General features: G+C 59.6%; 21 protein-coding genes and 2 pseudogenes. 3 read left to right on the top strand and 20 right to left on the bottom strand.

The window, feature by feature from the left end; genetic code table 11:
- Positions 1 to 45 precede the first annotated feature (45 nt).
- Complete coding sequence (locus tag IC757_RS03210) at positions 46 to 1053, bottom strand: DUF3137 domain-containing protein (protein ID WP_190975958.1); 1008 nt, start codon at positions 1051 to 1053, stop codon at positions 46 to 48.
- Positions 1054 to 1089: 36 nt separating this feature from the next.
- Entirely contained in the window at positions 1090 to 1731 is a 642-nt protein-coding gene (locus IC757_RS03205; protein WP_190975957.1) for a DUF6498-containing protein, read from the bottom strand.
- Between the two features lie 160 nt (positions 1732 to 1891).
- Between IC757_RS03205 and IC757_RS03200 the strand changes: the two genes are divergently transcribed.
- On the top strand, positions 1892 to 3793 hold the full coding sequence (locus IC757_RS03200; RefSeq protein ID WP_190975956.1) for a gamma-glutamyltransferase family protein: 1902 nt from the start codon (positions 1892 to 1894) through the stop codon (positions 3791 to 3793).
- A gap of 89 nt (positions 3794 to 3882) precedes the next feature.
- Here the strand turns inward: IC757_RS03200 and IC757_RS03195 are convergent, their stop codons facing one another.
- The gene (locus tag IC757_RS03195) at positions 3883 to 4194 is read right to left on the bottom strand and encodes a cupin domain-containing protein (protein WP_190975955.1); all 312 of its coding nucleotides are present in this window, start codon (positions 4192 to 4194) and stop codon (positions 3883 to 3885) included.
- Positions 4195 to 4242: 48 nt separating this feature from the next.
- A complete protein-coding gene (locus tag IC757_RS03190) occupies positions 4243 to 4563 on the bottom strand; it encodes a DUF1244 domain-containing protein (RefSeq protein WP_190975954.1) in 321 nt (106 codons plus the stop codon).
- 205 nt (positions 4564 to 4768) lie between these two features.
- Here IC757_RS03190 and IC757_RS03185 point away from each other — a divergent pair, with 205 nt between their 5' ends.
- Positions 4769 to 5605 (top strand): haloacid dehalogenase-like hydrolase, encoded by an 837-nt coding sequence (locus tag IC757_RS03185; RefSeq protein ID WP_223846232.1) that lies wholly within the window; start codon positions 4769 to 4771, stop codon positions 5603 to 5605.
- Between the two features lie 12 nt (positions 5606 to 5617).
- On the opposite strand, the gene IC757_RS03180 is transcribed toward IC757_RS03185, so the two are convergent.
- The 4 genes and pseudogenes from IC757_RS03180 to IC757_RS03165 all read right to left on the bottom strand — a co-directional run bounded on the left by IC757_RS03180 (position 5618) and on the right by IC757_RS03165 (position 9141).
- Positions 5618 to 6487 carry a methyltransferase domain-containing protein gene (locus tag IC757_RS03180; RefSeq protein ID WP_190975953.1) on the bottom strand — a complete coding sequence of 290 codons (870 nt, stop codon included), beginning with the start codon at positions 6485 to 6487 and terminating at the stop codon, positions 5618 to 5620.
- Between the two features lie 12 nt (positions 6488 to 6499).
- On the bottom strand, positions 6500 to 7372 hold the full coding sequence (locus IC757_RS03175; RefSeq protein ID WP_190975952.1) for a class I SAM-dependent methyltransferase: 873 nt from the start codon (positions 7370 to 7372) through the stop codon (positions 6500 to 6502).
- A 217-nt stretch (positions 7373 to 7589) separates the two neighbouring features.
- A pseudogene (locus tag IC757_RS03170) lies at positions 7590 to 7987 on the bottom strand (O-methyltransferase).
- A 5-nt stretch (positions 7988 to 7992) separates the two neighbouring features.
- On the bottom strand, positions 7993 to 9141 hold the full coding sequence (locus IC757_RS03165) for a pyridoxal phosphate-dependent aminotransferase (RefSeq protein WP_190975951.1): 1149 nt from the start codon (positions 9139 to 9141) through the stop codon (positions 7993 to 7995).
- A 73-nt stretch (positions 9142 to 9214) separates the two neighbouring features.
- On the opposite strand from IC757_RS03165, the gene IC757_RS03160 reads away from it, so the two are divergent.
- A complete protein-coding gene (locus IC757_RS03160) occupies positions 9215 to 9991 on the top strand; it encodes a GAF domain-containing protein (RefSeq protein ID WP_190975950.1) in 777 nt (258 codons plus the stop codon).
- A gap of 37 nt (positions 9992 to 10028) precedes the next feature.
- Here IC757_RS03160 and prpF read toward each other — a convergent pair whose 3' ends face one another.
- From prpF to IC757_RS03100, 12 genes and pseudogenes are all read right to left on the bottom strand, one after another.
- Positions 10029 to 11201, bottom strand: a complete 1173-nt coding sequence (prpF, locus tag IC757_RS03155; RefSeq protein ID WP_190976916.1) for a 2-methylaconitate cis-trans isomerase PrpF — start codon at positions 11199 to 11201, stop codon at positions 10029 to 10031.
- A 343-nt stretch (positions 11202 to 11544) separates the two neighbouring features.
- Positions 11545 to 12243 (bottom strand): RHS repeat domain-containing protein, encoded by a 699-nt coding sequence (locus IC757_RS03150; RefSeq protein WP_190975949.1) that lies wholly within the window; start codon positions 12241 to 12243, stop codon positions 11545 to 11547.
- A 193-nt stretch (positions 12244 to 12436) separates the two neighbouring features.
- Positions 12437 to 13988, bottom strand: a pseudogene (locus tag IC757_RS03145) (IS3 family transposase).
- Between the two features lie 45 nt (positions 13989 to 14033).
- Positions 14034 to 14603 carry an RHS repeat domain-containing protein gene (locus IC757_RS03140; RefSeq protein WP_190975948.1) on the bottom strand — a complete coding sequence of 190 codons (570 nt, stop codon included), beginning with the start codon at positions 14601 to 14603 and terminating at the stop codon, positions 14034 to 14036.
- Between the two features lie 58 nt (positions 14604 to 14661).
- The gene (locus IC757_RS03135; RefSeq protein ID WP_190975947.1) at positions 14662 to 15006 is read right to left on the bottom strand and encodes a hypothetical protein; all 345 of its coding nucleotides are present in this window, start codon (positions 15004 to 15006) and stop codon (positions 14662 to 14664) included.
- Complete coding sequence (locus IC757_RS03130) at positions 14999 to 15169, bottom strand: hypothetical protein (RefSeq protein ID WP_190975946.1); 171 nt, start codon at positions 15167 to 15169, stop codon at positions 14999 to 15001. The genes IC757_RS03135 and IC757_RS03130 overlap by 8 nt, the downstream gene beginning before the upstream one ends.
- A 52-nt stretch (positions 15170 to 15221) precedes the next feature.
- Positions 15222 to 15776 (bottom strand): hypothetical protein, encoded by a 555-nt coding sequence (locus tag IC757_RS03125; protein ID WP_190975945.1) that lies wholly within the window; start codon positions 15774 to 15776, stop codon positions 15222 to 15224.
- A 23-nt stretch (positions 15777 to 15799) separates the two neighbouring features.
- On the bottom strand, positions 15800 to 19306 hold the full coding sequence (locus IC757_RS03120) for an RHS repeat-associated core domain-containing protein (protein ID WP_190975944.1): 3507 nt from the start codon (positions 19304 to 19306) through the stop codon (positions 15800 to 15802).
- A gap of 9 nt (positions 19307 to 19315) precedes the next feature.
- On the bottom strand, positions 19316 to 19747 hold the full coding sequence (locus tag IC757_RS03115) for a hypothetical protein (protein ID WP_190975943.1): 432 nt from the start codon (positions 19745 to 19747) through the stop codon (positions 19316 to 19318).
- Entirely contained in the window at positions 19747 to 21759 is a 2013-nt protein-coding gene (locus IC757_RS03110; protein WP_190975942.1) for an RHS repeat domain-containing protein, read from the bottom strand. Before IC757_RS03110 ends, IC757_RS03115 begins: the two co-directional genes overlap by 1 nt.
- Positions 21744 to 22328, bottom strand: a complete 585-nt coding sequence (locus IC757_RS03105) for a hypothetical protein (RefSeq protein WP_190975941.1) — start codon at positions 22326 to 22328, stop codon at positions 21744 to 21746. Before IC757_RS03105 ends, IC757_RS03110 begins: the two co-directional genes overlap by 16 nt.
- Positions 22329 to 22339: 11 nt before the next feature.
- Positions 22340 to 24112, bottom strand: a complete 1773-nt coding sequence (locus IC757_RS03100; protein WP_190975940.1) for an RHS repeat-associated core domain-containing protein — start codon at positions 24110 to 24112, stop codon at positions 22340 to 22342.
- Positions 24113 to 24253 lie beyond the last annotated feature (141 nt).

The following is a 24253-nucleotide window of genomic DNA, read 5'->3' as shown; positions in this document are numbered from 1 at the left end:
CTTGTTGTTGTTGAAACAGCAAAGACCCCTGTTCCATCGCAAAGTTCAGGATGCCGCCCTGACCTCGGGCAGTTGATCGATGACCCGCGGACAGACCAGCACATCGTCGACCATCTTGCGCAGGCTCTCTTCCAGCGCCGACTCGGAAGACAGCAAATGATTCACATCCGGGAAGGAGCGCTCACGCAGGTTGCGCAGACGCCCCACTTCGGACCGATCAAGCGTCATGTAGAAAGCATCGTACTTCAGACCGGCGCTGAGGCGCGAATGATTGGTGATGGGCATGGGGCCCATCGTCTCGTCGATGGCCAGCAGCGCCTGTTGCCAGTCTGGGGTGAACAATGCATTGAGCTGGTCGCTGTCCAATGCCTGACCATCATCCGTGCTGACGAGGAACCGATCATCAAAACCCTTGTTGCCGGTCGGCACGGCCCGCTTGCCGAAAGCCTTGGCGAACAGACCGAAGTTGGGCCGGATGTACAGACCGGGTTCGAAACTGGCCTGTGTCTGGATGCGCAACAGAAACCCCTTGAAGACCTTGCTGTCGTTGTTGTCGTTGCCTCCACTGCGCAGGTCGGCATGGACCATCTCGAATCGTCGTCCGCGATACTCGCCGTGCAGCAGGTGCTGGACCTCGCCCCGGGTCCACCGGCCCACCAGGCCCAATGTCGTGTAGGGCTTGACGAAATCCGTGCTGGCGTCGGCCCGGTATTCCATTTCGCCATCGAACTGTTCGCAGATCTCGGGCACCAGTGCTTCGGCGACCCTTGCCCGCCAACGCTTCTGGCGACCATCGGCGAATTTGAACATCACCAGGGCTCCGATCATGAGCGGAAACAAGCCAATCAATGCCCCGCTGGCCTCGGTGACCAGGGCAAGGGCGACTGCAGCAGCAATGACAGCCACCAGGGTCACGGCCCCGATGACTGCAAATAGTTTCAGAAGCGACTGCCGCGTCTCCTGACGTTCCTTTTCAAGTTCATCGAGTTTGGGTTGCAGCCGCTCGAGGAGTTGATCGGACTCGATTCGGTCTGGCGTCTTCCTGTCAGTCATACATCTCCTTGGATCCTTTGGGTGAAGTCGGGCCATTCAGTCCCAGGGTCTGAATACGTCGCCGTCGGCACGGCCGGTCTTGCGCTTGGCCTCTTCGGCTGTCTCCTTGCTCCGGTGTTCGCGTGCATGCGCGACCACATCAATGAAGATCTTGAGTCCGACCAGCAGCGCCAGAGCTATCGCGGGCTGGCCCAGTGCGCTGACCAGGAAACCACCGACAAGGATGGTCACATGAAGTATGACCACGCGCTTGTAAGGCGCCATCATGACCTCTTCGCCGTCCATGCCACGGTATTCCCGTTTGCCGATGAAGTTCATCACGTAGGACGCGCCGTGGCTGATCAAAAGCGCCAGGAACGGGATCCACAGGCTCATGCCGGTTCCACCGGAGACATGATCTTCCGGGCGGAACATGGAGATAACGAACACCAGATGAACCAACGTGAACATGCCAAAGTGAAAGCAGAAGAAAGGAATCAGCAGCAGGTTGCGCCTGTCGCCGTTTCGTCGGTAGAGCGTAACCATCCGGGCCATCGCATACATGCCAACCACCAGGTTCTCCGCCCAGAACAGCAGCACGATTTCATAGACCGACCAGCCGAAAAACAGGACGCCAGCCATTGGCAGCAGGTTGACGACAACCAGAAATGCACTGGTCAGAATCAGGCGATGGCTCATCAGGACTCCGTTTGATCATGAATGGGCTGCGACCGAACAGGGGCAGCGGCCGTCCACTCCAGTTTACGGATTCGGGATCATGTCTGTGCCACCAGCCGGCCGATGACATCGACCGGGTGCTGCTATCATCGGGAGTCGGATTCAACCGGGAAGCCTGACCATGTCGTCCATACCCCTCCAGATCTGCCGCGCGCTTGTGATCGGCGGCGCCCTCATGACCACCGCCCTGGGGCCGGCCAGCGCCCAGGACACCACCCGCCCCATACTGCATGGCAAGGAATGGGTGGCCGTGACCGGCAAACCCCTGGCCGCCACGGCCGGAGCAAAGATCTTCGAGCGCGGCGGCAACGCCGTGGACTCGGCCGCGGCCATGCTGGCCGCCACCGCCACCATGTGGGACGTGCTGGGCTGGGGCGGAGAAACCCAGGCCCTGATCTACAACCCCGAAACCGATGAAGTCATCGGCATCAATGCCCTGGGCGTGGCACCGACCGGCGCCACCCCGGAATTCTTTCGTGAACAGGGCATGGTGTATCCGCCCGAATTCGGACCGCTCGCGGCCACCACACCGGGCACGCCGGGCGGCCTGATGGTCATGGTGGCCGAGTTCGGCAACCTGAGCCTCGCCGAAGTACTGGCGCCGGCCATTGACATGGCCGATGGCTATCCCATCGAGGCCCAGACTGCCGACAACATCGAGAACCGGCGCGAAATTCTCGAACGGTGGCCATCGTCGACCCGGGTGTTCCTGCCCCACCTCGACCCGGACAACCCGGAAAAGCGTGCCGCGCCGAAGGCCGGCGAGATCTTCCGCCAACCCGATCTGGCCGCCACGCTGAGAAAGCTGGTCGAAGCCGAAAGCCAGGCACTGGAAGCCGGCAAGAGCCGCGAGGAGGCCATCATGGCCGCCTACGATCGCTTCTACCGCGGCGATATCGCCGAGGAGATCGTCACTGCCACCCGCGAGGCCGGCGGGCTGTTCACCCCGGAAGACCTGGCCAACTGGGAAGTCCGCCTGGAAGAACCGGTCAGCACCAATTACCGCGGCATCGACGTCTACAAACTCACGGCCTGGACCCAGGGCCCGGTCATGCTGCAGATCCTCAATATCCTCGAGGGTTTCGATCTGCAGGCCATGGGCTACAACTCCACGCGCTACATTCATACGCTCTACCAGGCCATGAACCTGGCCTTTGCCGACCGTGATTTCTATTACGGCGATGTCTACACCGAGCCGAAAGTGCCGATCGAAGGGCTGCTGTCGAAGGAATATGCTGCCGAGCGAAGAGCGCTGATTCCCGAAGACCACAACCTGATCGACTATCTGCCCGGCGACCCCTACCCGTTCCAGGGCGAGGAAAACCCGTTCGAGGAGCTCCGGCAGAACTGGCAGCTCAACCCGCCCGATGCCGAAGCCCTGGGCATTGAAGGCTTCCAGGAGGCCAGCCTGATGAGTCGCGAGGAAGCCTTCTATGCCGGCACGACCTCCATCCAGGCGGCCGATGCCGACGGCTGGGTCATTTCGGTCACCCCGTCCGGGGGCTGGATTCCGGCCTTTATCGCCGGCGAATCAGGCATTGGCCTGAGCCAGCGCATGCAGAGCTTCGTGCTCGACGAGGAGCTCAATCCCTACAACGTGGTCGAGCCGGGCAAACAACCGCGCGTCACCCTGACCCCCACCCTGGCGCTGGAAGACGGCCGGCCCCGCATGGCCTTTTCCGTGCAGGGCGGCGACTCGCAGGATCAGAACCTGCTGCAGTTCTTCCTGGCCATGGCCGAGTGGGGCATGAACGTGCAGCAGTCCGCCGACGGCCTGGGGCATATGCAGAGCCACCAGATGCAAAGTTCCTTTGGTGCTCACCAGGCCGAACCCGGCCGCCTGCAGGTCTCGCGTGAATTCACTACACCGTATACGCGCGAGCAACTAAGAAAAATGGGCTACGATCTGGAAACGGTCGACCGGGTTTACAACCCGACCACCGCCATCTGGTTCGACTTTGAAAATGACACCATGCAGGGTGCCGCCAGCGACTTTGCCGAGGATTACGGGATCGCCTGGTAACCCCGGCTCACCGGAGCTTAGGCGCGGCACCGCAACAGTGCCGCGCCCAATCCGTCGATCACGCTGAAGGTGACTGCCCCGACCTTGCCTTAGGCACTGCCCTCTCTCTCGACGACAAGAACCCTTGCCTCCCCCACGGGGTGGGCGACATGTTCTGTGCCCACCGAAGCGAAGAAGATGTCGCCTTCATCAAGCAGGACCGACGATTGCTCTCCGTCGGCTCGGTAGTGCATCTCGACTTGCCCATCAAGTACGACAAACACTTCCTCACCGTCGTTGATATGCCACTTGTAGGGCTTGTCGGTCCAGTGCAGGCGCGTGGTTATACCGTCCATGTTGGCGATCTCGCGGGCACCCCATGCGTGATCGGCCCTGAACTCCCTTCCTCTAATCACTTTCATGCAAAATTCCTATAGAGACAGGCATTGATCCAGAAATCAACCCGACCTTCAACGACCCCCACGGGTATCGGCGAGCTCATCGGCTGATAGCGCAGCAAACTTTGCCTTCTGGGCCGAACTAGCTTCGGCCTGGTGGCGTTCCTTCCAGTCGGGGTAGGGCATGCCGTAAACATACTCCCGGGCCTGATCGTAGTCGATGGCCACACCCCGGCGTTCCGCCTCGGCACGATACCACTTGGCCAGGCAATTGCGACAGAAACCGGCCAGGTTCATCAGGTCGATATTCTGCACATCCGTGCGCTTTTGCAGATGCGCGATCAGGTCACGAAAGGCCGCAGCCTCGACTTGTATGCGTGTTTGTTCATCCATGACTGTGATAAGACCTCTTTTGCGGATTGCCCGAAATATGCAGCCAACGGCAACACCCTTGGGGCCGAAAGCCACACGGCGGCTGAATGCGATCTACATACCTGCCGATTCAGTACGTGCAGCATTTTACAGACAGCCGCATTGAATCTGCACCGGGACGAGTCCAGAATGCACTCATGATTTTCGGCACAACAGGGGCATGGCCATGAATCAATCACCCATCGACTGTGCCCTGGTCTACGACTTCGACGGCACACTGGCGGCCGGCAACTGTGCTGAACACGGCCTGTTCCCGGCCCTGGGTATCGAGGATGCCGACGCATTCTGGAGCAATGTCACCGCGCAGGCAAAAGAGCGCGACGGCGAACAGATCCTGACCTACCTGGGGGAACTAGCCCTGGCGGCCAGAAATGCCGATCGGAAAGAGGAACTGCGCCCGGAGCGGCTGCGCATTCACGGCGCTGAAATCAAGCTGTTTCCCGGGGTTCGGGACTGGTTTCAGCGCATTGATGCCTTTGCCGCTAAACAAGGGCTGAACATTGCCCACTTCATCGTGTCCAGCGGACTGGAAGACATGATTCTGGGCACGCCCATCGCCCACCACTTTCGGCAGGTCTTCGCCTGCCGCTATCACTACGACCAGGACACCGGTCACGCCAAGTGGCCATCGGTCGCCATCAACTACACGACCAAGACGCAGTACCTGTTCCGGATCAACAAGGGCATCGCCAACCGCTGGGACGATGCCGCTGTCAACCAGTACATTGAAGCGGACCAGCGCCCCTTCCCCTTTCGGCGCATGATCTACTTCGGTGATGGCGATACCGATATCCCGTCGATGAAACTGGTCAAGCAGCAGGGTGGGTTCAGCCTGGCCGTGTTCGACGAGAATCACTGGCAGAAGAAAACCACCCGCGACAAGATCGGCAAGCTCATCGCCGAGGACCGGGTCAGTTATGTCGTACCCGGCAACTACACGCGCGGCAGCCAGCTTGATGTCACCGTCAAAGGACTATTGCAGCTTTTCCGCCGCAAGACGTAACCGACGGCAAATTCAGGACTTCAGGAAGCGGAAAATCCCCCAGGTCAGATCCCCCCTTCGGCCGCCATCCACCCAGTGTTGCAGGCCGACTTTCATGCGCTGTATGTAGTCATCACTCACGCCACGCTCTCGCAGCGATTCTTCATGCTTGACCAGCTCCTGGCGCACGCGGGCGTAGTGACGCGGAAGTTGCTCGCTGTGATCCTCGAAGCCTTGCTCGACCAACCCCAGGTCGCGGAAGGTTGCACGATAGAACTCTGGAGAGCCCAGCGAATCCAGATGCAACCGATCGTAAATGGGCTGGAGCTGACCCGCGGGTGCGTCATCGGCCTGCATCGGGTCGGTAAAGATCAAACGGCCGCCGTCGCGCAGCACGCGCGCGGCCTCGGCACACACACGGGCGCGGTCGCCGGAATGCAGGAAGGCATCCTGAGACCACACTATATCGAAGCAACCATCGTCGTAGTCCAGATTGGTAAAGTCGCCATCGACCACCTCGATGCGATTGGCCAGCCCCTGCTCACGATTCATGCGGCGATTGCGTTCATTCTCGACCTCGCTGAGATTGAGCGCAACGCAACGACAGCCCGCGTGTCGGGCCAGGTAGCGCATGGAGCCTCCATACCCGGCCCCGAGATCCAGCACCCGATGACGTTCATCCACAGGGCCAAGCAATTCGAGCATACGGCCAACAGTACGCTGGCTGGCTTCGGCGATGAGTTCATCATCGCGTTCATACAAGCCGATGTGGATATCCTCGCCGCCCCAGACATGAAAGTAGAAATTGTCGGCATCAGAGCTGTTGTAGTATTCGCGAGCGGTTTCCACGGCTGGCGAGTATCCGTCGCCATTGCTTTTCACGGGGTGCTCCGAATTGTTCATGCACGATACTCCTTACTCCGCTTTGGATCCTGTCGCATTGGTCTTCGTCGAGTCAGCGGTCGACTCACTGCATTCGTAGCGCTTTTCGGCAACGTGAATGAAAAAGTCGGGCTCACCGTCCACCCGGGCGGGGTCTTCCTCGAAGTCGGCGTAGGTGGAAATTTCCTGAAAGCCCACCTCTCGCATCAGTCGGCGAGCATAGTCGCGTCGTAGTGGAAACATGTTGAGGTGGAAGACCGAACCGTCGGGAAAGGTATAGCGAAATCGCGCCAGGCCGTCGTCTACATGCTCGGGCTCGGCGCTGACCTGGCGCCCGCAATAATAGTACTTGCGGTTGGAGGAATAGTCGCCGCCGATGAGAGCGTCGTAGTTGCGCTGATCGAGTATCAGGCAACCGTCGTGCTTGAGCACGGCGTAGAACTCGGCCAGTGCCTTGCGGCGATCTCGCTCACTGAACAGGTGGGTAAAGGAGTTGCCCAGGCAGATCACCGCATCATAGGTGGCATGCACATCACGATTGAGCCACCGCCAGTCGGCCTGGATCGTGCGCAGGATATGCCCGCGTCTTCTGCCGTTTTCGAATGCCTTGGCCAGCATCTCGGCCGAACCATCGACGCTGCATACTTCAAAACCGGCCTCGACCAGGCGCACGGAATGAAAACCGGTGCCGGTCGCCACATCCAGCACACGGCGGGCACCTCGCTCCATGAGCTGGCGGACAAAGAAATCGCCCTCGCTGCGATAACGGGCATCCCAATCGATGAGCTCGTCCCACTTGTCAACAAAGCGGTGCACATACTCCTTGCGATAGTGGTCGGTTTCACGAACTTTGACAGGATCAGAACCGAAATCCTGCCTGGCCTCCTGCTTCTGTAGTTGTGACATAGTGACTGCTCCCGACAGTACCGACCCCAAACCGGCGCTCTGGTGCCAAGAGACCGTTCCCGGACCGGTGCGTATCAAAGTGATTTCGTGCCGCATCGGCAAACCGGCGCGCATGCCAGCTTCTGTCGCTTCCCCGTCGGCCTGATTCGCCCCCGGAAAGGCATGCCGCTCTGCCTACCCTAACAAGCCTCGTGCGACATTGCAGGGAGGATCCTGATCATGGCCCGTTGCGGGCCGAAGGCCCCCAATGGCGATCCGTTCGCTTGCGAAGAAGTGTCAGACCGTCACCAATGGGAACCAGGGACAGATCCACGCCGGCGTGGTGGTGAACATGGTGATTGAATGCATAGGTGGCCTCGGAGTCCTCATCGGTCTTTTCCGGATCGATAACGCTGCCACCCCACAGGGTATTGTCGATCAGGATCAGTCCGCCGGGGGGAGGATCAACCTCAGCGAGCGCTCGAAGTACTGGCCCTGCTCCGGAGCAATCTGCGTGTTGCTCTGCGGCAAATCAGCGGTTGCCGCCCGCGGCTCGGCCAGCACGGGATCTTCACGCAAGGAAACATCCAGCAGATAGCGGTACAGGGGCAATGCCCGAAAGTAGCAGCGTCTGATCTGGCTCAGCCCTTCAGTTTCCCGGCCAGGATGTCGATGCCGCGCCGTACCTCGGATGGGTCGGCCGCGGTAAAGCAGGCACGGACGTGCGTCGGGTAGGGCCCGAAACTCGGGCCCGGCGCCACCAGCACGCCGGCTTCGGCCAGGTCGCCAAGAAACCCATCCAGTCCACGCTCATCAAGGCAGTGAGCGACATCGGGAAACAGAAAGGTGCTGCCCTTCGGGGCCGGCAGCCCCAAGACTTCGGCTGCCTCGCGACCCAACTCCGCATACTTCTCGCGCGCGCCGTCGACCCAGGGCTGGCCGGCCCCGTTGAGTGCATTGAGTGCGGCCAATTGCGAGGCCGAGCACGCCGAATAGTTGATGTTGGTGACGATGCGTTTGATCGCGCCGATGGCGTCTTCCGGCCCGGCCAGATAGCCGCATCGATTGCCGGCCATGCCGTAGGCCTTGGAGAAAGAGTGCACCGAGATGGTGTGATCGGGCGCCAGCGCACGGGTGTAGACGTGTTCTCCTTCGAACACGTAGTCCTCGTAAACATCGTCGGAGAAGATCCACAAATCGTGTTCGCGCGCCCAGTCGGTCAGTGCCTGCAGCCAGCCTTCCGGCAGCAGTCGGCCGGTGGGGTTGTGCGGGGTATTCCAGTACACCGCCACGGTCTTCTCGGTCCGGTATTGTTCGAAGCGCGCCACGGCCTCTTCGGCGGTCTCGACTTCGGTCATCAGCGGTACGTCAACCGGGTGGGCGCTGACTGCGCGAATGCTGCCGGCAATCAGCGGCCAGTAGGGTGCGGCCAGCAGGACCTCCTCGCCCGGCGCCACCAGCGCGGCGATCACGGCAGCCAGACCAGCCGTTGCCCCACCCGTAACGATGACCTGGTCACGCTCGGTGCTGACCCCGGTGCGTTCGCCGTGGACCTCGGCAATTCGGTCACGCAGCTGCGAATAACCCGGCACGGGCGAATAGCGATGCATGCCGGGGTAATCCGCCACCGTCAGATCCTGCATGCGGCACCCTTCGGCCGGCTCCATCCAGGTATCGCCCACATGCAGTGGCACCGGCGGGCGGCCGGATGCCGGCTTGCGGCTCATTCCGGAATAGACCGAGCCGCGCACACCTTGGGCGGCAGCATTGATGTCGGGATATCGGGGCATGAGTGCTCCTTGGCTGCAAAACGATTCAAAGTGTCCGGGCCATGATTCACACAACCCGGGTTCAAAGCAAGCCGTGTCGCCCCCCCATGCCCGGCCGGGCGGTGTGCAGAAGCGATTTGCACCTGGCATCTGCCCGTGTCAGTATGGAGCCGAAGACCAAGCGCACGTCAGCCTGCCTTGTCAGGGGGCAGGGAACTGTCTGCAATTTTCCAAACTCGCCGGCCAGGCGGCGCGCAAGATCGCGCGGGCAGACGGCGCCACCTTCGTGCTCCGTGATGGCGACTTGTGTCACTACGTGGAAGAGAACGCTGTCTCGCCGCTGTGGCGAGGCAAGCGGTTCCCCATAAGCCAGTGCGTCAGTGGCTGGGTCATGCTTAATCGGCAACCGGCGGTCATTGCCGACATCCACAAGGACGATCGGGTACCGACCGAAGCCTACAGTACAACCTTTGTTCGCAGCATGGCTATGGTGCCCATTCGCAGTCGAGACCCGATTGGCGCCATCGGCTTCTACTGGGCCGATCACCATGCAGCCAGCGAGCTGGAACTGAGGCTGTTCACGATTCTTGCCGATGCCGTATCACTGGCCCTGGAAAGGTTGCGTGTTCTGGAAGATCTGGCGCGAGTCGAATCGGAGCTCCAGCCCGAAACGACGCCCGAAAAGACCCTGGACAAGATGGTGCGCATGTGTTCGTGGACCGGACGCCTGGATATCGATGGTCAGTGGATCAGCATGGAAGACTTCCTGCAAAAGAACTTTGGCATTCGTGTCACCCATGCCATTTCCCCGGAAGGTGCCAGGCACCTGGGATGCCCGACTGACTCTTCGGTCGACAAGTCATCGTCCTGAGTCTAAGGTGACTGCATTGGCAGTTCCGCCGTTTCGTTCAGAATAGCGGCGGCACACGCACCCGGCCCTCCATCAGCACCCGGGCACTGCGGCTCATGCTGACTTTCTCGACAAACCACTCGCCATCCACCTGGCTGGCGCTGGCACCGACCCTGAGAGTGCCGGAGGGATGTCCGAATCGCACCACGTCGCGCTCGCCACCGCCGGCAGCAAGATTGACCAGCGTTCCGGGTATAGCCGCTGCTGTAGCGATGGCCACGGCGGCGGTGCCCATCATGGCGTGATGCAGCTTGCCCATGGACATGGCGCGTACGTTCAGATCGATGTCGGAAGCCGCCACCTCCCTGCCGCTGGAGGCAACGTAGTCACCCGGCGATGCCACCCAGGCGATCTTGGGTGTGTGCTGGCGTTGTTCAGCCTCCTCGACTCGATCGAACAACCCCATGGCCACGCCACCATGCGCGCGCAGGACTTCCAGACGCTGCAGCCATTCGACATGATCGTTGATGGCCGGCTGCAGTTCAGTACCTTCCAGACCGATATCGGCGGCGTTGACGAAGATGGTGGGGATGCCGGCACTGATGAAGCTGGCCTGCAGACGCCCGAATCCGGGCACCTCGAGCTCGTCAACTACGTTGCCGGTAGGCAGCACGGGGGCATCACCGGTCGGCGCGATGAAATCGATCTTCACTTCAGCGGCCGGAAACGTCACGCCGTCGAGCTCGAAGCCACCGATCTCCTGCACCTCGCCATCGGAAATGGGCACATGGGCAATGATGGTCTTTTCGATATTCGCCTGCCAGATACGCACCGTGCAGATGCCGTTGTCGGGAATGCGTTCTTTATCAACCAGACCGTTGCTGATGGCAAATGATCCGACCGCCGCGGTCAGGTTGCCGCAGTTGCCCGACCAGTCGACAAATGGCTTGTCGATGGCCACCTGGCCGAACAGGTAGTCGACATCGTGACCGGGCTTGTCGGACTTCGACAGGATGACGGTCTTGGAGGTGCTCGACGTGGCCCCGCCCATGCCATCGGTGTGTTTGCCGTAGGGGTCGGGCGAACCGATCACGCGAAGCAGCAGGGCATCGCGCGCCTCACCGGGCTGGCGTGCCGGCTCGGGCAGATCTTCGAGGCGAAAGAACACACCCTTGCTGGTGCCGCCCCGCATGTAGGTGGCGGGGATGCGAAGTTGTTGCGTGTCAACCATGACGATGATCAGTAAATTGGGGTAGGCTTCGGAAAATTTCCCGCCCGGCATGCCCGAATGCATGCCGGGACGACAACAAGCAGAGGATACCCGACATGCACGGCAACTGGAACCTGGCTTCACCCCGAATCAGACCGACTCAAGCCAGGACTGGCCGGAGCAACCGCATTGTGCATGCCGTGTTTGCCGCGATGTTACTTGCATTGAGCCATTCGGCATGGTCCGAGAGCGAGAGCTGGCAGTTGCCGGCAGATGCCTTAGTCTCAACACAAACCGTCCTTCAGTCCTGATGGCAGCCCCGGGAGAGACCCCGATTCTGCGCGAGCTGTTCCTGAACACCAGCTCACCCGATGCCAGCATCATGGGACTGACCTTTGATCAGCCCTACGAACGCTACAACCAGCATTTCATCCGCCTCTGGCCTTACGCGCCACGTCAGACCTTTACTTCCAACACTTTCATTGGCCTGACTCCGGGCAGCAATCCAGGCAGTGGCGACGGCCTCGGTGGCCGTGGCGTTGGCGTGTTCGACCGATTGCAGGCTGCCGACCGGGTTGTAGTTGTAGACGGTCTCCGCGCCCTCGCTGCAGGACTCGTTGGCGCAGGCGGTGACGGTGTGCTTGCGGTTGAGCGCATCGTAGCTGTAGCGCGTGCGCTGGTTGTCGGTGCGCACCTCAATGCGGTTGCCGGCCTCGTCCCAGGCGTACTCGATCCAGCGGTTGTCTGGATAGTCGATGCGGGTCAGCCGATCTCTCTCGTCGTAGTGGTGGCTGGTGATGCCCGGGTCCTTGCCGGCCTCGGCGCAAGCCGCCGGGGTGCAGGTCACTTCGATCTCCCAGACCTGGCCGCTGGGGGTGTAGCGGGTGTTTACCACCACATCGTTTGAATACTCGGTGCGGATCGGGCGGCTGAGTTCGTCGTAGAAAAACTCGACCGTCTGGCCCTTGAAGTCGGTATGAGCAGTGCGCTGACCGGCCAGGTCATACTGGAAAGTCTCGGTCTGGCCCTCGGGCAGGGTGCGCGTCAGGGTTCGGCCCAGCACGTCGAATGTCCAAGTAGTGCTGTGGCCGTTGGCATCGGTCTGGGCAATCCGGTTGCCCAGACCGTCGTAGGCGTACTCGGTGCGCTGGCCCAGGGCATCGATTACGGCGGTGAGGTTGCCGCGTTGGTCGTACTCGAATTGCGTGGTGCGGCCGGCCCGGTGGTTGTCAAGATAGAAGTCGCCTTTTCCATACTCATGCAGCCTGACTTTCCGGCTGCTTTTCCTTTTCCGGGTTCAACCACACGGCTCCTGCCGGAGACCAGTTGCGGGTATCCCCACTCCAGCGCTGTGGATGCTTGTCCCGCGCCGCTTGATAGACGGCATGGCGTTTGGCCAGGATCTCAATGTCCTGTCCAGTGTGGCGCTGGTGCGGGGTGACGTAGTTGATCCCGCGATGCTTGTGCTGATGGTTGTACCACTCGACAAAGCGCGCGACCCACTCGCGTGCCGCTTCCAGCGAGGCAAAGCCAGTCTTCGGGAAGTCCGGCACATACTTGCAGGTTCGGAACAACGATTCGACGAAGGCATTGTCATCACTGACCCGCGGTCGGCTGAACGAGGCCGTGATACCCAGCTTGCCGAGCATGACCTGGACGGTCTGACCTTTGATCGGGCTGCCGTTATCACCATGGAGGACCAGCGGTTGATCGACGCAGCCTTCCCGCCAGACCGTCTGCTGCACCAGCTCACTGGACAGCACGGCACTCTCGCTATCATGCACTTCCCAGCCTACGATCTTGCGGCTGAACAGATCCATGATCAGGTACAGGAAGAAGAAGCGCCCACGGATATCGGCCGGCAACCAGGTGATGTCCCAACACCAAACGGTGTTGGGCGCATCGGCACAGTGCGTCGCTGGCGGCCGGGCCGCTGCAGGCTTGCGGGCACGACCGCGATGGTGCTGCTGGTCCTCGTCATTCAGTACGCGGTAAAAGCTCGACTCAGAGGCCAGGTAGCGGCCCTCGTCGGCCAACTTCGGCACGATCTGGCCCGGCGGCATGGAAGCGTGCTCGGGCTCGTTGCAGACCGTTACAATCGCTTGCCGTTCTTCAGGCTTGAGCGCGTGAGAAGGCAACGGGCGCACTGCCTCAGGCCGTTTGTCGGCGCGCACGCCGCCATCAGCCGTCCAGCGCTGATAAGTGCGTGCCGTGATGCCCAGCACCTGGCAGGCGGGCCTGAGACGGGCGCCAGCGGTTCTGGCCTCGTCGATCAGCTCAACAGCTTTCTGGCGATCCGGGGTGCTGATCATTCGTCCTCTCCGTCCCCCAGATCGCCCGGGCTTTTTTTGACAAGGTAAGCAAGGCAGCCGTCTCCGCCAGGGCCTTTTCCTTGCGTGCCAGATCGCGCTCGAGTTCGCGCATCTTCCGGCGTTGTTCCCGGTCAGCCTTCACTTGGCTGGCGGTGCGTTCCTCGGCCCAGTCGTTGGCCTGCTCGCAGGCCCGACGCCAAGCAGCCAGCTGCTCAGGATACAGGCCGCGCTTGCGGCAGTATTCCGAGCGCTCAGACTCGTTCATCGAAGCCGTTTCAATCACGGCCGCGAACTTGTCCCGAGCACTCCAGCCCTGGGCGTCAGATCCGGCATCGGGGTACAGCTCTCCGCGCTCCCGAGCCTGCTTGCGCCACAAGTACACCGTCGGCTCAGAAATGCCTTCCTCAGCGGCGACTTCTCGGACCGTTCGATTATGTGGTGGGCACAATTTGGCCAGCACTGATTTTCTGCGTTCTTCTGAATACTTCACTGTCAGCTCCTGTCCGCCCCCTCTTGGAGACTATTTTAGAGGAGACGACAACTATCCTGACAGAGGGGGGGCCGGGTCGGTCTCGGCGATCTTCTGGCCCAGGGCGTCGTAGGTCACCGTGGTCTCGGTGCCGTTGGGCAGAAGGGTCCTGATCAGGCGACCGGCCTGGTCGTAGACGTACTCGGTTCGATGACCTCTTGCATCGGTCATGGCGGTGCGCTGGCCACGGCTGTCGTACTCGTAGGTGGTCTCGTTGCCGAGCGCGTCGATGACCCTGGTGTTGCGGCCGGCCGCGTCGTGCTCGTAGAAGGTGCTGTTGCCGCGCTCGTCGACTTCCTCGACCCGTCTTCCGGCCGCGTCATGGATGGAGTAGCGGCGCGGGTTGTCGCTGTCATCGTCCGGGGTGTCATCGGGCAGGATGGTCTCGATCAGGCGGCCGGCGGCGTCATAGACCATCTTCGTGGTGCGACCGGCGCGGTCGGTCTCGGCGATCAAATTGCCTTCGGGGTCGTACTCGCTGGTCTCGGTGCTGCCGTCGGGATGGCGGATCAGTACCTGGTTGCCGCGGCTGTCGTACTCGTACTCGGTGCGTCGGCCCAGCGGGTCGATCTCGGCGGTCATCTGGCCGGCCTCGTTCTGTCCAGGCAATCCGGCGACCTTGGCAGGAGAGTGTGGCGCTTTAGACTTGCCATACATGAACCGAGACACTGAGTTCGCTTGTTTCAGTATCGCCTACCAAGATGGTTGAGGCCAACGGCACATTCGTAAACCTGCCTCCACAGCTCAGGATCTGGCGCCCTCCAATGTGAACGAAATACAATCCGCTGAAGGCATCACCTAGATCCTTAAAAGTGCCAGCAACACTTAGATGGAAAGGCAACGCACCATCCATGTCACCAGAATACTCGAATTCGGAGGAATGACCCCCTTCATCCAGCTTAGAAAGGAATGAAGAAGAGCCAACTTCAATGGCGCTTCCATCTGTATCGAAACCGTCCGATACCGTTATCGCTACTTTAATCATTAGGGATCCCGTAAGCTGTCTCCCAGGTGTGGTCCAGCGGATTGGTGCGCATCAGCTCATTGCCGAATTCGTCATAGGTGCAGATGGTGGTGTCCGCCACGACCTCACCGTGCAGGCCGGGTCGCAGGGAATTACTTGACTCAGGGCGTACCCGATTAGTCATCACAAACTTCAGCCGTTTTTGTAACCCATGCTATGTCACCAAGCGCCTCATGCTATATAGACGTACGAACGTCCCGCAACGTCCATTCCAAATGGAAATTTAGGAAGCCAATTAGACTATCAAAGCGCATAACGTCTTCAAACAAATACAGACAAACTTCACCCGACTCAAGCCACAGCAGCAATTCACGTGCAATGACCGGGCGACTGATCAATATGGCACTTGAAATTTCTGAGGCACTCAAAAGGTTCTTCTCTTGGTCTATGTCGAGGTCCATAGGAGCATTGGCAGCAGCAATATCGAAATTCTCGCCACCAATCTCCCGGAACGCATCAATTTCCTTTATTGGGGAAATTTCAACCAAATCCTCTCCTATGAGAAGCGGCCAACCGTCAGTAACAGAGTAGAACGTTAGTAACTCCTCGGCCCCCTTTCTAGCAGCAGCACTTCTGGGTAGAGCGGGCTTGTCATGAACAGGAACAAAGAACTCGAACTCAGCTAGATCCGGCAGACCTAGCTGATCCCATATATCTCTGTGCCGAGTAAACTCTGTTCTGAGCTTGGCCTCCCACGATTCGAGAAAAATCCTCCATTCATTGGAATTCATACCTTAGCACTCCGCAATGAGATCTACCGGCGATTAACACCGCAAATGAAATGAGTAGTCGACTCGGTAGTCCCCATTACGTATGCACTTCTGAGGCCAGGTGTATTGGCCTCAATATTGCAGACTGAATGAAATTGTCCCACCATTTGGCCGACAGAACGATTTTGAGAGAGCGGCACTGCCTTGAGTGAAACCCTTCCAGCCAAGAAGTTTTCACGACCTCCTTGAAGATGTGTTGCCATCGGAAACTCATCACAATCCATACCCGTTCCTGCACCAGTAAGGCCAGGACCACAAACTCCACGCGCCAATCCGCCTCTTAGCCATCTCCGACTGTGCGGCGGCCTGATCAGATTGACGACCGGCTTGATCCCCCTTTCCAGATGGGCGCTTTGAATGTGATTTCTGACATCTGGATGATTACTACCAACCAGGAAGATAGGAGGAAATTTCGTGTCCTCTTCGAGTCTTCTTGATGTCATGAAGGTGGCAGTCCCCACTGCAGCAAAAGCTGATGCCAGCGCAGCTCGCCTTGTCAAGGCAAACGAAGGCAATGCCATAGTACGCAAGTTAGTCCTTACGGCAAATCCTGCACTTGCTTCTGCCAACGCCATCAAACCACTCGGATCAGTGTTGTTCACCGGATCCGCATGCACATACAGGTACTTGTGCAGGGTCTGGGGCTCGTGGATGCGGCCCTGGTAGGTGTCCATGGTGGGGAACCGCCCCGTTTCAGGGTTGTAGTAGCGGGCACGCAGGTAGTAGAAGCCCAGGTTGGGGTCGTATTGTTCGCCGGTGTAGCGGAAGGTGTTGGGGGTGGCACCTTCACGGTGCTCCAGCAGGCCGTAGGCCTCGTAAACGAACCGGTCGGTTTCCAGCCCGGTCTCGTCGGTCAGATGCCGGATGCTGCCCAATCCGTCGCCGTGGTAGTTGAATACTCCTTCTGCACGCTCCTGGCTGATGCGTTCGTGCCCGATCACGTACAGGGCGATTGGGTTACCCGCTCCGTCCAGCTCTTCCAGCACCTGGGCATGCTCGTGGGTCGGATCGACCAGGAAACGGCTGGTGATGCCATCTGCCGTCTGACGCTGGCGGCTGCCGTGGGCGTCGTAGGTGTAGGCAGTCTCGGTCGCGGTCGATTCCATAGCGCCGGTGGCCCGGGTCAGGCGATCATCGGCGTTGTAGTCGTAATCGACAATGCCGTCCGGTGAGGTTTTCCGGGTGGTGTTGCCGTTGGCGTCGTAGGTGTAGACGGTGTTACCGGTCGGGCCAGTTTCTTCCAGCAGACGGTCGTTGGCGTCGTAGACGTAGGTGGTCGTGCCCGCCTCGACTTCGCCGGTGCAGGCCGGATCGCATGAAACCACCCGACTCAAACGATTGCCGGTGGCATCGAAGCTGTAGCTGGTGGTGCGGTCGCCGTTGGGGTCGGTGACCTTCTCCTCTGTCAGCCTGTAGAGGGCGTCGTAGCTGTACTCCACCACCCGCTGGGGGATCTCGACCACCATCTCTCTATGTCCGGCCGCACCCAGGTGAAACTGCTGGCGCTGGATGAGTTGGCCGGTGGCATCCCAGGTTCTCAGCAGGGTCAGGCGGTTGAGTTCGTCGTACTGGTAGTCGGTGGCCGTGGCGTTGGCGTGTTCGACCGATTGCAGGCTGCCGACCGGGTTGTAGTTGTAGACGGTCTCCGCGCCCTCGCTGCAGGACTCGTTGGCGCAGGCCATGACCGTACTCATGCGGTTGAGCGCATCGAAAGTATAGCGGGTGCGCTCGTTCTGGGTGCGTACTTCGGTGCGATTGCCGGCCTCGTCCCAGGCGTACTCGATCCAGCGGCTGTCTGGATAGTCGATACGGGTCAGCCGATCTCTCTCGTCGAAGTGGTGGCTGGTGATGCCCGGGTCCTTGCCGGCCTCGGCGCAAGCCGCCGGGGTGCAGGTCACTTCGATCTCCCAGACCTGGCCGCTGGCGGTGTAGCGGGTCTCGACGACCACGTCAGCGGGATACTCGGTGGGGATCGGGCGGCTGAGTTCGTCGTAGAAAAACTCGACCGTCTGGCCCTTGAAGTCGGTATGAGCGGTGCGCTGACCGGCCAGGTCATACTGGAAAGTCTCGGTCTGGCCCTCGGGCAGGGTACGCGACAGGGTTCGACCGAGCACGTCGAATGTCCACATCGTGGTGTGGCCGTTGGCATCGGTCTGGGCAATCCGGTTGCCCTGGCCGTCGTAGGCATACTCGGTGCGCTGGCCCAGGGCGTCGATGACTGCCACGAGATGGCCGCGCTCGTCGTACTCGAACTGCGTGGTGCGGCCGGCCGGGTCGATCTCGGCGATCTTCTGGCCCAGGGCGTCGTAGGTCACCGTGGTCTCGGTGCCGTTGGGCAGAAGGGTCCTGATCAGGCGACCGGCCTGGTCGTAGACGTACTCGGTTCGATGACCTCTTGCATCGGTCATGGCTGTGCGCTGGCCACGGCTGTCGTACTCGTAGGTGGTCTCGTTGCCGAGCGCATCAATGACCTTGGTGTTGCGGCCAGCCGCGTCGTGCTCGTAGAAGGTGCTGTTGCCGCGCTCGTCGACTTCCTCGACCCGTCTTCCGGCCGCGTCATGGATGGAGTAGCGGCGCGGGTTGTCGCTGTCATCGTCCGGGGTGTCATCGGGCAGGATGGTCTCGATCAGGCGGCCGGCGGCGTCATAGACCATCTTCGTGGTGCGACCGGCGCGGTCGGTCTCGGCGATCAAATTGCCTTCGGGGTCGTACTCGCTGGTCTCGGTGCTGCCGTCGGGATGGCGGATCAGTACCTGGTTGCCGCGGCTGTCATACTCGTACTCGGTGCGTCGGCCCAGCGGGTCGATCTCGGCGGTCCTCTGGCCGGCCTCGTCGTACTCGAACTGGCTGACCGCGCCCAGTGCATCGGTGGTCTGGATGCGGTTGCCGGCGGCGTCGTAGACATGGCTGGTGGTCGCGCTGTGTTCGATGCCGTCGGCATCGGTCCAGCTCACCGTCTCGGTCAGGACCCGGCCCATGGTGTCGTGGGTGTAGGTGGTCTCGGTGCCGGCCGGGTCGATCTCGCCAACGAGGTTGCCCTGCCCGTCGTAGAAGTTGCGGGTCTCGTGGCCGGCGGCATCGATGGTGCGGGTGAGGTTGCCGCTGGCGTCATAGATAAACTCGGTCTGGTGACCCAGACCATCAGCGGTGACCGTCAGGTTGCCGGTATTGGGGTCGTACTGGTTGCTCATCACCACCGTGCCGTCGGGCGCGGTCTGGCTGGTGAGCAGGCCACGATCGTTGTAGGCCGACTCGGTGGTCTCGCCCAGCGGGTTGGTCTCTTCGGTCTGGTTGCCGCGCTCGTCGTAGGCCATTTCCCAGGTGTGCCCCAGCGGGTCGGTGCGGGTCAGCTCGTTGCCGAACTCATCATAGGTCCGGGTGGTAGTCTCGCCCAGGGCATTGGTCTCGCTCAAGACGTTGCCGCGCTCGTCATAGATGTAGACGGTGGCGTTGCCGTTGCGGTCGGTAAGGGTCTCGTCGGAGCCAATCAATAATCAGGATTACCGTGCCCCGAGAGCTCTTTCGTGCAGGAAAACCATTCGCCCAAAGAAATCACTCATCCAGTCATCAATTTGGTCATAAGTTGGATCCATTTTGCTGAATGCGAATTCCTGAAATCTTGTGTCCACGAAGGTCTTACTGAACGAACCGCAACTTATGTTAACAAACTGCAAAACTCCAAACCGGGATTGCGATATATGTAACTCATGCAACCCAAGAGGCCAACGAAACTTGCCAACCTGAATAAACCATTCACCATCTAGCCTGAAAAGAGCAATCAACCCACCAATCAGACACTTCTTATACTCACCATCACATTCATCCAACGCTAAATCCATGGGTTTTGGATCATCAAATTGCCCAGTGCGTAGATTCATCATTGCACCATAAGTTCGATCATCAGCACAAAGAAGTGTCAGTTCTTTAGACATCAGAAGACCGCGAACAAGTAATTCACGATCTGATTTGTTCTAAGCGCGCTTTCCTCAACGATCTGGCTCATAGATTTACCACTGGTAACCAGTTCCTCAGCCGTAGGTCCTAGTGAGTTTCCATACTTCCTCACATTCCTCCTTTCTGCCCACTCGACCAACCTCCTTCCAGTCCATCCTAGCTCACGAACAGTGTCTGAACGGGCTTCTAGCTTTACCGAGTTTCGCATAATCACCAATGTCCTTGCAATTTCCTCCGAAGACTTTCCAGCGATTGACATTGCGTTCTGCCTAGCTCGCATTTCCCCTACCAAGCGAACATAATTCATACGAATAGCTCTCGCTGGGACCCAAACGAGCTTGACTACTCCTCCGCCTAAAAGTGAAACGGTAACCTCTGCAGCACCTCGGGCATAGTTTCCTTGGTAGATTTGATAACCGCCATGCGCAACGCCCGAAATGGTTGCGAGCACTGTTATATGGCCAATTACCGCATTTGATGCAACCTCCCCACTCGGATCGATATTGTTCACCGGATCCGCATGTACATACAGGTATTTGTGCAGGGTCTGGGGCTCGTGAATTCGGCCCTGGTAGGTGTCCATGGTCGGGAACCTTCCCGTCGCCGGATTGTAGTAGCGGGCACGCAGGTAGTAGAAGCCCAGGTTGGGGTCGTATTGTTCGCCGGTGTAGCGGAAGGAGTTCGGAATGGTGCCTTCGCGATGTTCGAGCAGGCCGTAGGCCTCGTAAACGAACCGGTCGGTTTCCAGCCCGTTCTCGTCGGTCAATTGCCGGATGCTGCCGAGGCCGTCGCCGTGGTACGTGAAATACCCCTCTGCCCGCTCCTGGCTGATGCGCTCGTGCCCGATCACGTACAGGGCGGTTGGATTGCCCGCTCCGTCCAGCTCTTCCAGCACCTGGGCGTGCTCATGGGTGGGATCGACCAGGAACCGGCTCACGACGCCGTCGGCTACCTGACTCTGTCGGATCCCATGCGCATCGTAGGTATAGCTCGCCTCGGTGGCGGCTGACTCCAGATGACCCGTCGCCCGGGTCAGGCGGTCGTCGGTGTTGTAGTGGTAGTCGACGATGCCGTCAGGGGCGGTTTTTCTGGTCGTGTTGCCGTTTTCGTCGTAGCTGTAGTCGGTAGTGCCTTCCGGGCCAGACTCTTCCAACAGCCGATCATTGGCGTCATAGACGTACGTGGTGGTGCCGGCTTCGACTTCGCCCGTGCAGGCCGGATCGCAAGAAACCGCACGGCTCAGACGATTGCCGGTGGCATCGAAGGTATAGGTGGTGGTGCGGTCGCCGTTGGGATCGGTAACCTTTTCTTCCGTAAGCCTGTAGAGGGCATCGTAGGTGTACTCGACGACCCGTTCGGGGACTTCGACCACCATCTCGCGATGCCCGGCCGCACCCAGATGAAACTGCTGGCGCTGGATCAGGCTGCCCTGGGCATTCCATGTTCTGAGCAGGGTCAGGCGGTTGAGTTCGTCGTACTGATACTCGGTGGCCGTGCCGTTGGCATGCTCGACTCCGCTACGGCTGCCGACGGCGTTGTAGTGGTAGGTGGTGGTCTCACCCACACTGCAATCTTCGTTGCCGCAGGCCGTGACGGTGTGCATGCGGTTCAAGGCATCGTAGGTGTAGCGCGTGCGCTGATTCTGGGTGCGCACTTCGGTGCGGTTGCCGGCCTCGTCCCAGGCATACTCGATCCAGCGCCCGTCGGGGTAATCGATGTGGGTCAGGCGGTCGCGGACATCGTAGTGGTGGCGGGTGATGCCCGGATCCTTGCCGGCCTCGGCGCAAGCCGCCGGGGTGCAGGTCACTTCGATCTCCCAGACCTGGCCGCTGGGGGTGTAGCGGGTCTCGACCACCACCTCACCGGGATACTCGCTGCGGATCGGGCGGCTGAGTTGGTCGTAGAAAAACTCGACCGTCTGACCCTTGAAGCCCATCAAGGTGAGGCGGAGCGTCGTAGAGGCTTCAGGAATAGCTATTCCTTTCGCCATCCAGATTCGTAAATTTGGATGAGTTCTTCCACTTCTCTGATAACACGACCATACATCTCTCGCATAAACTCATCAAAACCAGAGAACAGATTCATGCTTGAGAACTGATAGAAACAAATGGCCCCATCAGGCAATAGAAGCAAAATTTCCCTTGCATCTACCGGCTCGCTAAACATAAGAGCACCTCTGAAATCACTCACGGACAACAACGTATCATTTGAGGAAACTATCCGCTGTTCAGCTGCATTCTCAACGGCAATTTCAAACGAGCCTGGCGATCTATGCTGGAAAAGGTCCAGCTTTGCAACCTGACATATGGAAACACAGTACTCACCGAGCCATAGCGGCCAGCCATTCGTCACTCTATAGAAACGCACAATCTCATTTTTGCTTGTCATGCTTCCTGAACCAATAATCTGATCAACACCGCCCAAATCTGGTTCCTGGACCTCCAAGGTCGAAATATCTGGTAGCCCCATATACTCCCATGCCTTCTGTTTACTCTTATACTGCGCATACAGGGAGCTCTGCCACTTCGCGAGAAATTCCTTCCAATCATCCAATTTCATACTTTAGTCACTCACCGTCCTGCAGCCCCACAGATCCAATGCGTTGCCGCGTCAGTTATCCCCATAACATATGCGCCATCAAGCCCAGGATCATCTGGAACAATTCCACACGTATCATGAAACGCTGGAATCATACCTCCAACTGATCTGTTCTGAGAAGCTGATACAGCCCGCACCGATACCGCCCCTCTCAAGAAATTTTTCTTACCTCCTTCTATGTGTGTTGCCATCGGAAACTCATCACAATCCTTACCTGTCCCCACGCCAGTTAAACCTTTACCGCATGTACCCGCCACGAGAGATGTGCGAAGCCAACCACGATCGTGCTCGTCCCCTTTTCTATGTACTACTGAAGAAATTCCTTTCTTTAGTAGCGCATCTTTGATATGCGCCCTAACTTCAGGATGATTGTTTCCAACAAGGAACATAGGTGGGTACTTTGGATCATCTTCCAATCGTCGGGAGCTTATAAAGGCGGCAGTTCCTACCATAGCAAAGGCTGACGCCACTGCAGCTCGCCTTATCAGGGGTCGAGCAGCCAACGAGAACAATCTCTGCAGCGCCAATGTAGTTCTACCCTGTTGCGCTACCATCAATCCTGTTGTATTCATAAAGAGGCCGGTGGGGTCAGTGCCATTCACCGGATCCGCATGCACATACAGGTACTTGTGCAGGGTCTGGGGCTCGTGGATACGGCCCTGGTAGGTGTCCATGGTGGGGAACCGGCCGGTGGCCGGGTTGTAGTAGCGGGCACGCAGGTAGTAGAAACCCAAATTCGGGTCGTACTGTTCGCCGGTGTAGCGGAAGTTGTTGGGGCTGGTGCCTTCTCGGTGCTCGAGCAGGCCGTAGGCTTCGTAGACGAAGCGGTCGGTTGCCAGACCATCTTCATTGGTCAGATGGCGGATGCTGCCGAGGCCATCGCCGTGGTAGGTGAACTGGCCTTCGGCGCGGGTCTGACTGATGCGCTCGTGACCAACGACATACAGGGCCACCGGGTTCCCGGCCCCATCCAGTTCCTCCAGCACCTGGGCATACTGGTGGGTCGGATCCACCAGGAATCTCCCCTCAACGCCATCAACCACCTGACCCTGTCGGATCCCATGCGCATCGTAGGTATAGCTCGCCTCAGTGGCGGCTGACTCCAGGTCACCCGTCGCCCGGGTCAGGCGGTCGTCGGTGTTGTAGTGGTAGTCGACGATGCCGTCAGGGGCGGTTTTTCTGGTCGTGTTGCCATTTTCGTCGTAAGTGTAGATGGTGGTGCCGTCCGGGCCAGACTCTTCCAGCAGCCGATCATTGGCGTCATAGACGTACGTGGTGGTGCCGGCTTCGACTTCACCCGTGCAGGCCGGATCGCAAGAAACCGCACGGCTCAGACGATTGCCGGTGGCATCGAAGGTATAGGTGGTGGTGCGGTCGCCATTGGGGTCGGTGACTTTTTCTTCGGTCAGGCGGTAGAGGGCATCGTAGGTGTACTCGACGACCCGTTCGGGGACCTCGACCACCATTTCCCGGTGCCCGGCAGCGCCCAGATGAAACTGCTGGCGCTGGATCAGGGTGCCCTGGGCATCCCAGGTTCTGAGCAGGGTCAGGCGGTTGAGTTCGTCGTACTGGTACTCGGTGGCCGTGGCGTTGGCGTGTTCGACCGATTGCAGGCTGCCGACCGGGTTGTAGTTGTAGACGGTCTCCGCGCCCTCGCTGCAGGACTCGTTGGCGCAGGCGATCACCGTGCTCATCCGGTTGAGCGCATCGAAGCTGTAGCGGGTGCGCTGGTTGTCGGTGCGCACCTCAGTACGGTTGCCGGCCTCGTCCCAGGTGTACTCGATCCAGCGGTCGCTCCTTCCTTGATCAGGATAGTCGGCACGGGCAAATCCATCACGACCATCGTGGCTCCTGACCCTGCATCGAAACTAATCTGCCGAAAGAGC

It is taken from the genome of Wenzhouxiangella sp. AB-CW3, from assembly GCF_014725735.1.
Lineage (GTDB): Bacteria > Pseudomonadota > Gammaproteobacteria > Xanthomonadales > Wenzhouxiangellaceae > Wenzhouxiangella.
The sequence above is the reverse complement of the archived record's forward strand: the minus strand, read 5'-3'. Positions and strand labels throughout refer to the sequence as shown.

Bases quoted from the DNA above. Each gene is read 5' to 3' on its own strand.
- prpF (WP_190976916.1), bottom strand. From the start codon at position 11,201: ATGGTTGACACGCAACAACTTCGCATCCCCGCCACCTACATGCGGGGC.
- IC757_RS03195 (WP_190975955.1), bottom strand. From the start codon at position 4,194: ATGAAAGTGATTAGAGGAAGGGAGTTCAGGGCCGATCACGCATGGGGT.
- IC757_RS03185 (WP_223846232.1), top strand. From the start codon at position 4,769: ATGAATCAATCACCCATCGACTGTGCCCTGGTCTACGACTTCGACGGC.
- IC757_RS03130 (WP_190975946.1), bottom strand. From the start codon at position 15,169: ATGACTAATCGGGTACGCCCTGAGTCAAGTAATTCCCTGCGACCCGGC.
- IC757_RS03205 (WP_190975957.1), bottom strand. From the start codon at position 1,731: ATGAGCCATCGCCTGATTCTGACCAGTGCATTTCTGGTTGTCGTCAAC.
- IC757_RS03175 (WP_190975952.1), bottom strand. From the start codon at position 7,372: ATGTCACAACTACAGAAGCAGGAGGCCAGGCAGGATTTCGGTTCTGAT.
- IC757_RS03210 (WP_190975958.1), bottom strand. From the start codon at position 1,053: ATGACTGACAGGAAGACGCCAGACCGAATCGAGTCCGATCAACTCCTC.
- IC757_RS03110 (WP_190975942.1), bottom strand. From the start codon at position 21,759: ATGGCGAAAGGAATAGCTATTCCTGAAGCCTCTACGACGCTCCGCCTC.
- IC757_RS03115 (WP_190975943.1), bottom strand. From the start codon at position 19,747: ATGTCTAAAGAACTGACACTTCTTTGTGCTGATGATCGAACTTATGGT.
- IC757_RS03180 (WP_190975953.1), bottom strand. From the start codon at position 6,487: ATGAACAATTCGGAGCACCCCGTGAAAAGCAATGGCGACGGATACTCG.
- IC757_RS03200 (WP_190975956.1), top strand. From the start codon at position 1,892: ATGTCGTCCATACCCCTCCAGATCTGCCGCGCGCTTGTGATCGGCGGC.
- IC757_RS03105 (WP_190975941.1), bottom strand. From the start codon at position 22,328: ATGAAATTGGATGATTGGAAGGAATTTCTCGCGAAGTGGCAGAGCTCC.
- IC757_RS03165 (WP_190975951.1), bottom strand. From the start codon at position 9,141: ATGCCCCGATATCCCGACATCAATGCTGCCGCCCAAGGTGTGCGCGGC.
- IC757_RS03190 (WP_190975954.1), bottom strand. From the start codon at position 4,563: ATGGATGAACAAACACGCATACAAGTCGAGGCTGCGGCCTTTCGTGAC.
- IC757_RS03135 (WP_190975947.1), bottom strand. From the start codon at position 15,006: ATGATTAAAGTAGCGATAACGGTATCGGACGGTTTCGATACAGATGGA.
- IC757_RS03140 (WP_190975948.1), bottom strand. From the start codon at position 14,603: ATGACCGCCGAGATCGACCCGCTGGGCCGACGCACCGAGTACGAGTAC.
- IC757_RS03125 (WP_190975945.1), bottom strand. From the start codon at position 15,776: ATGAATTCCAATGAATGGAGGATTTTTCTCGAATCGTGGGAGGCCAAG.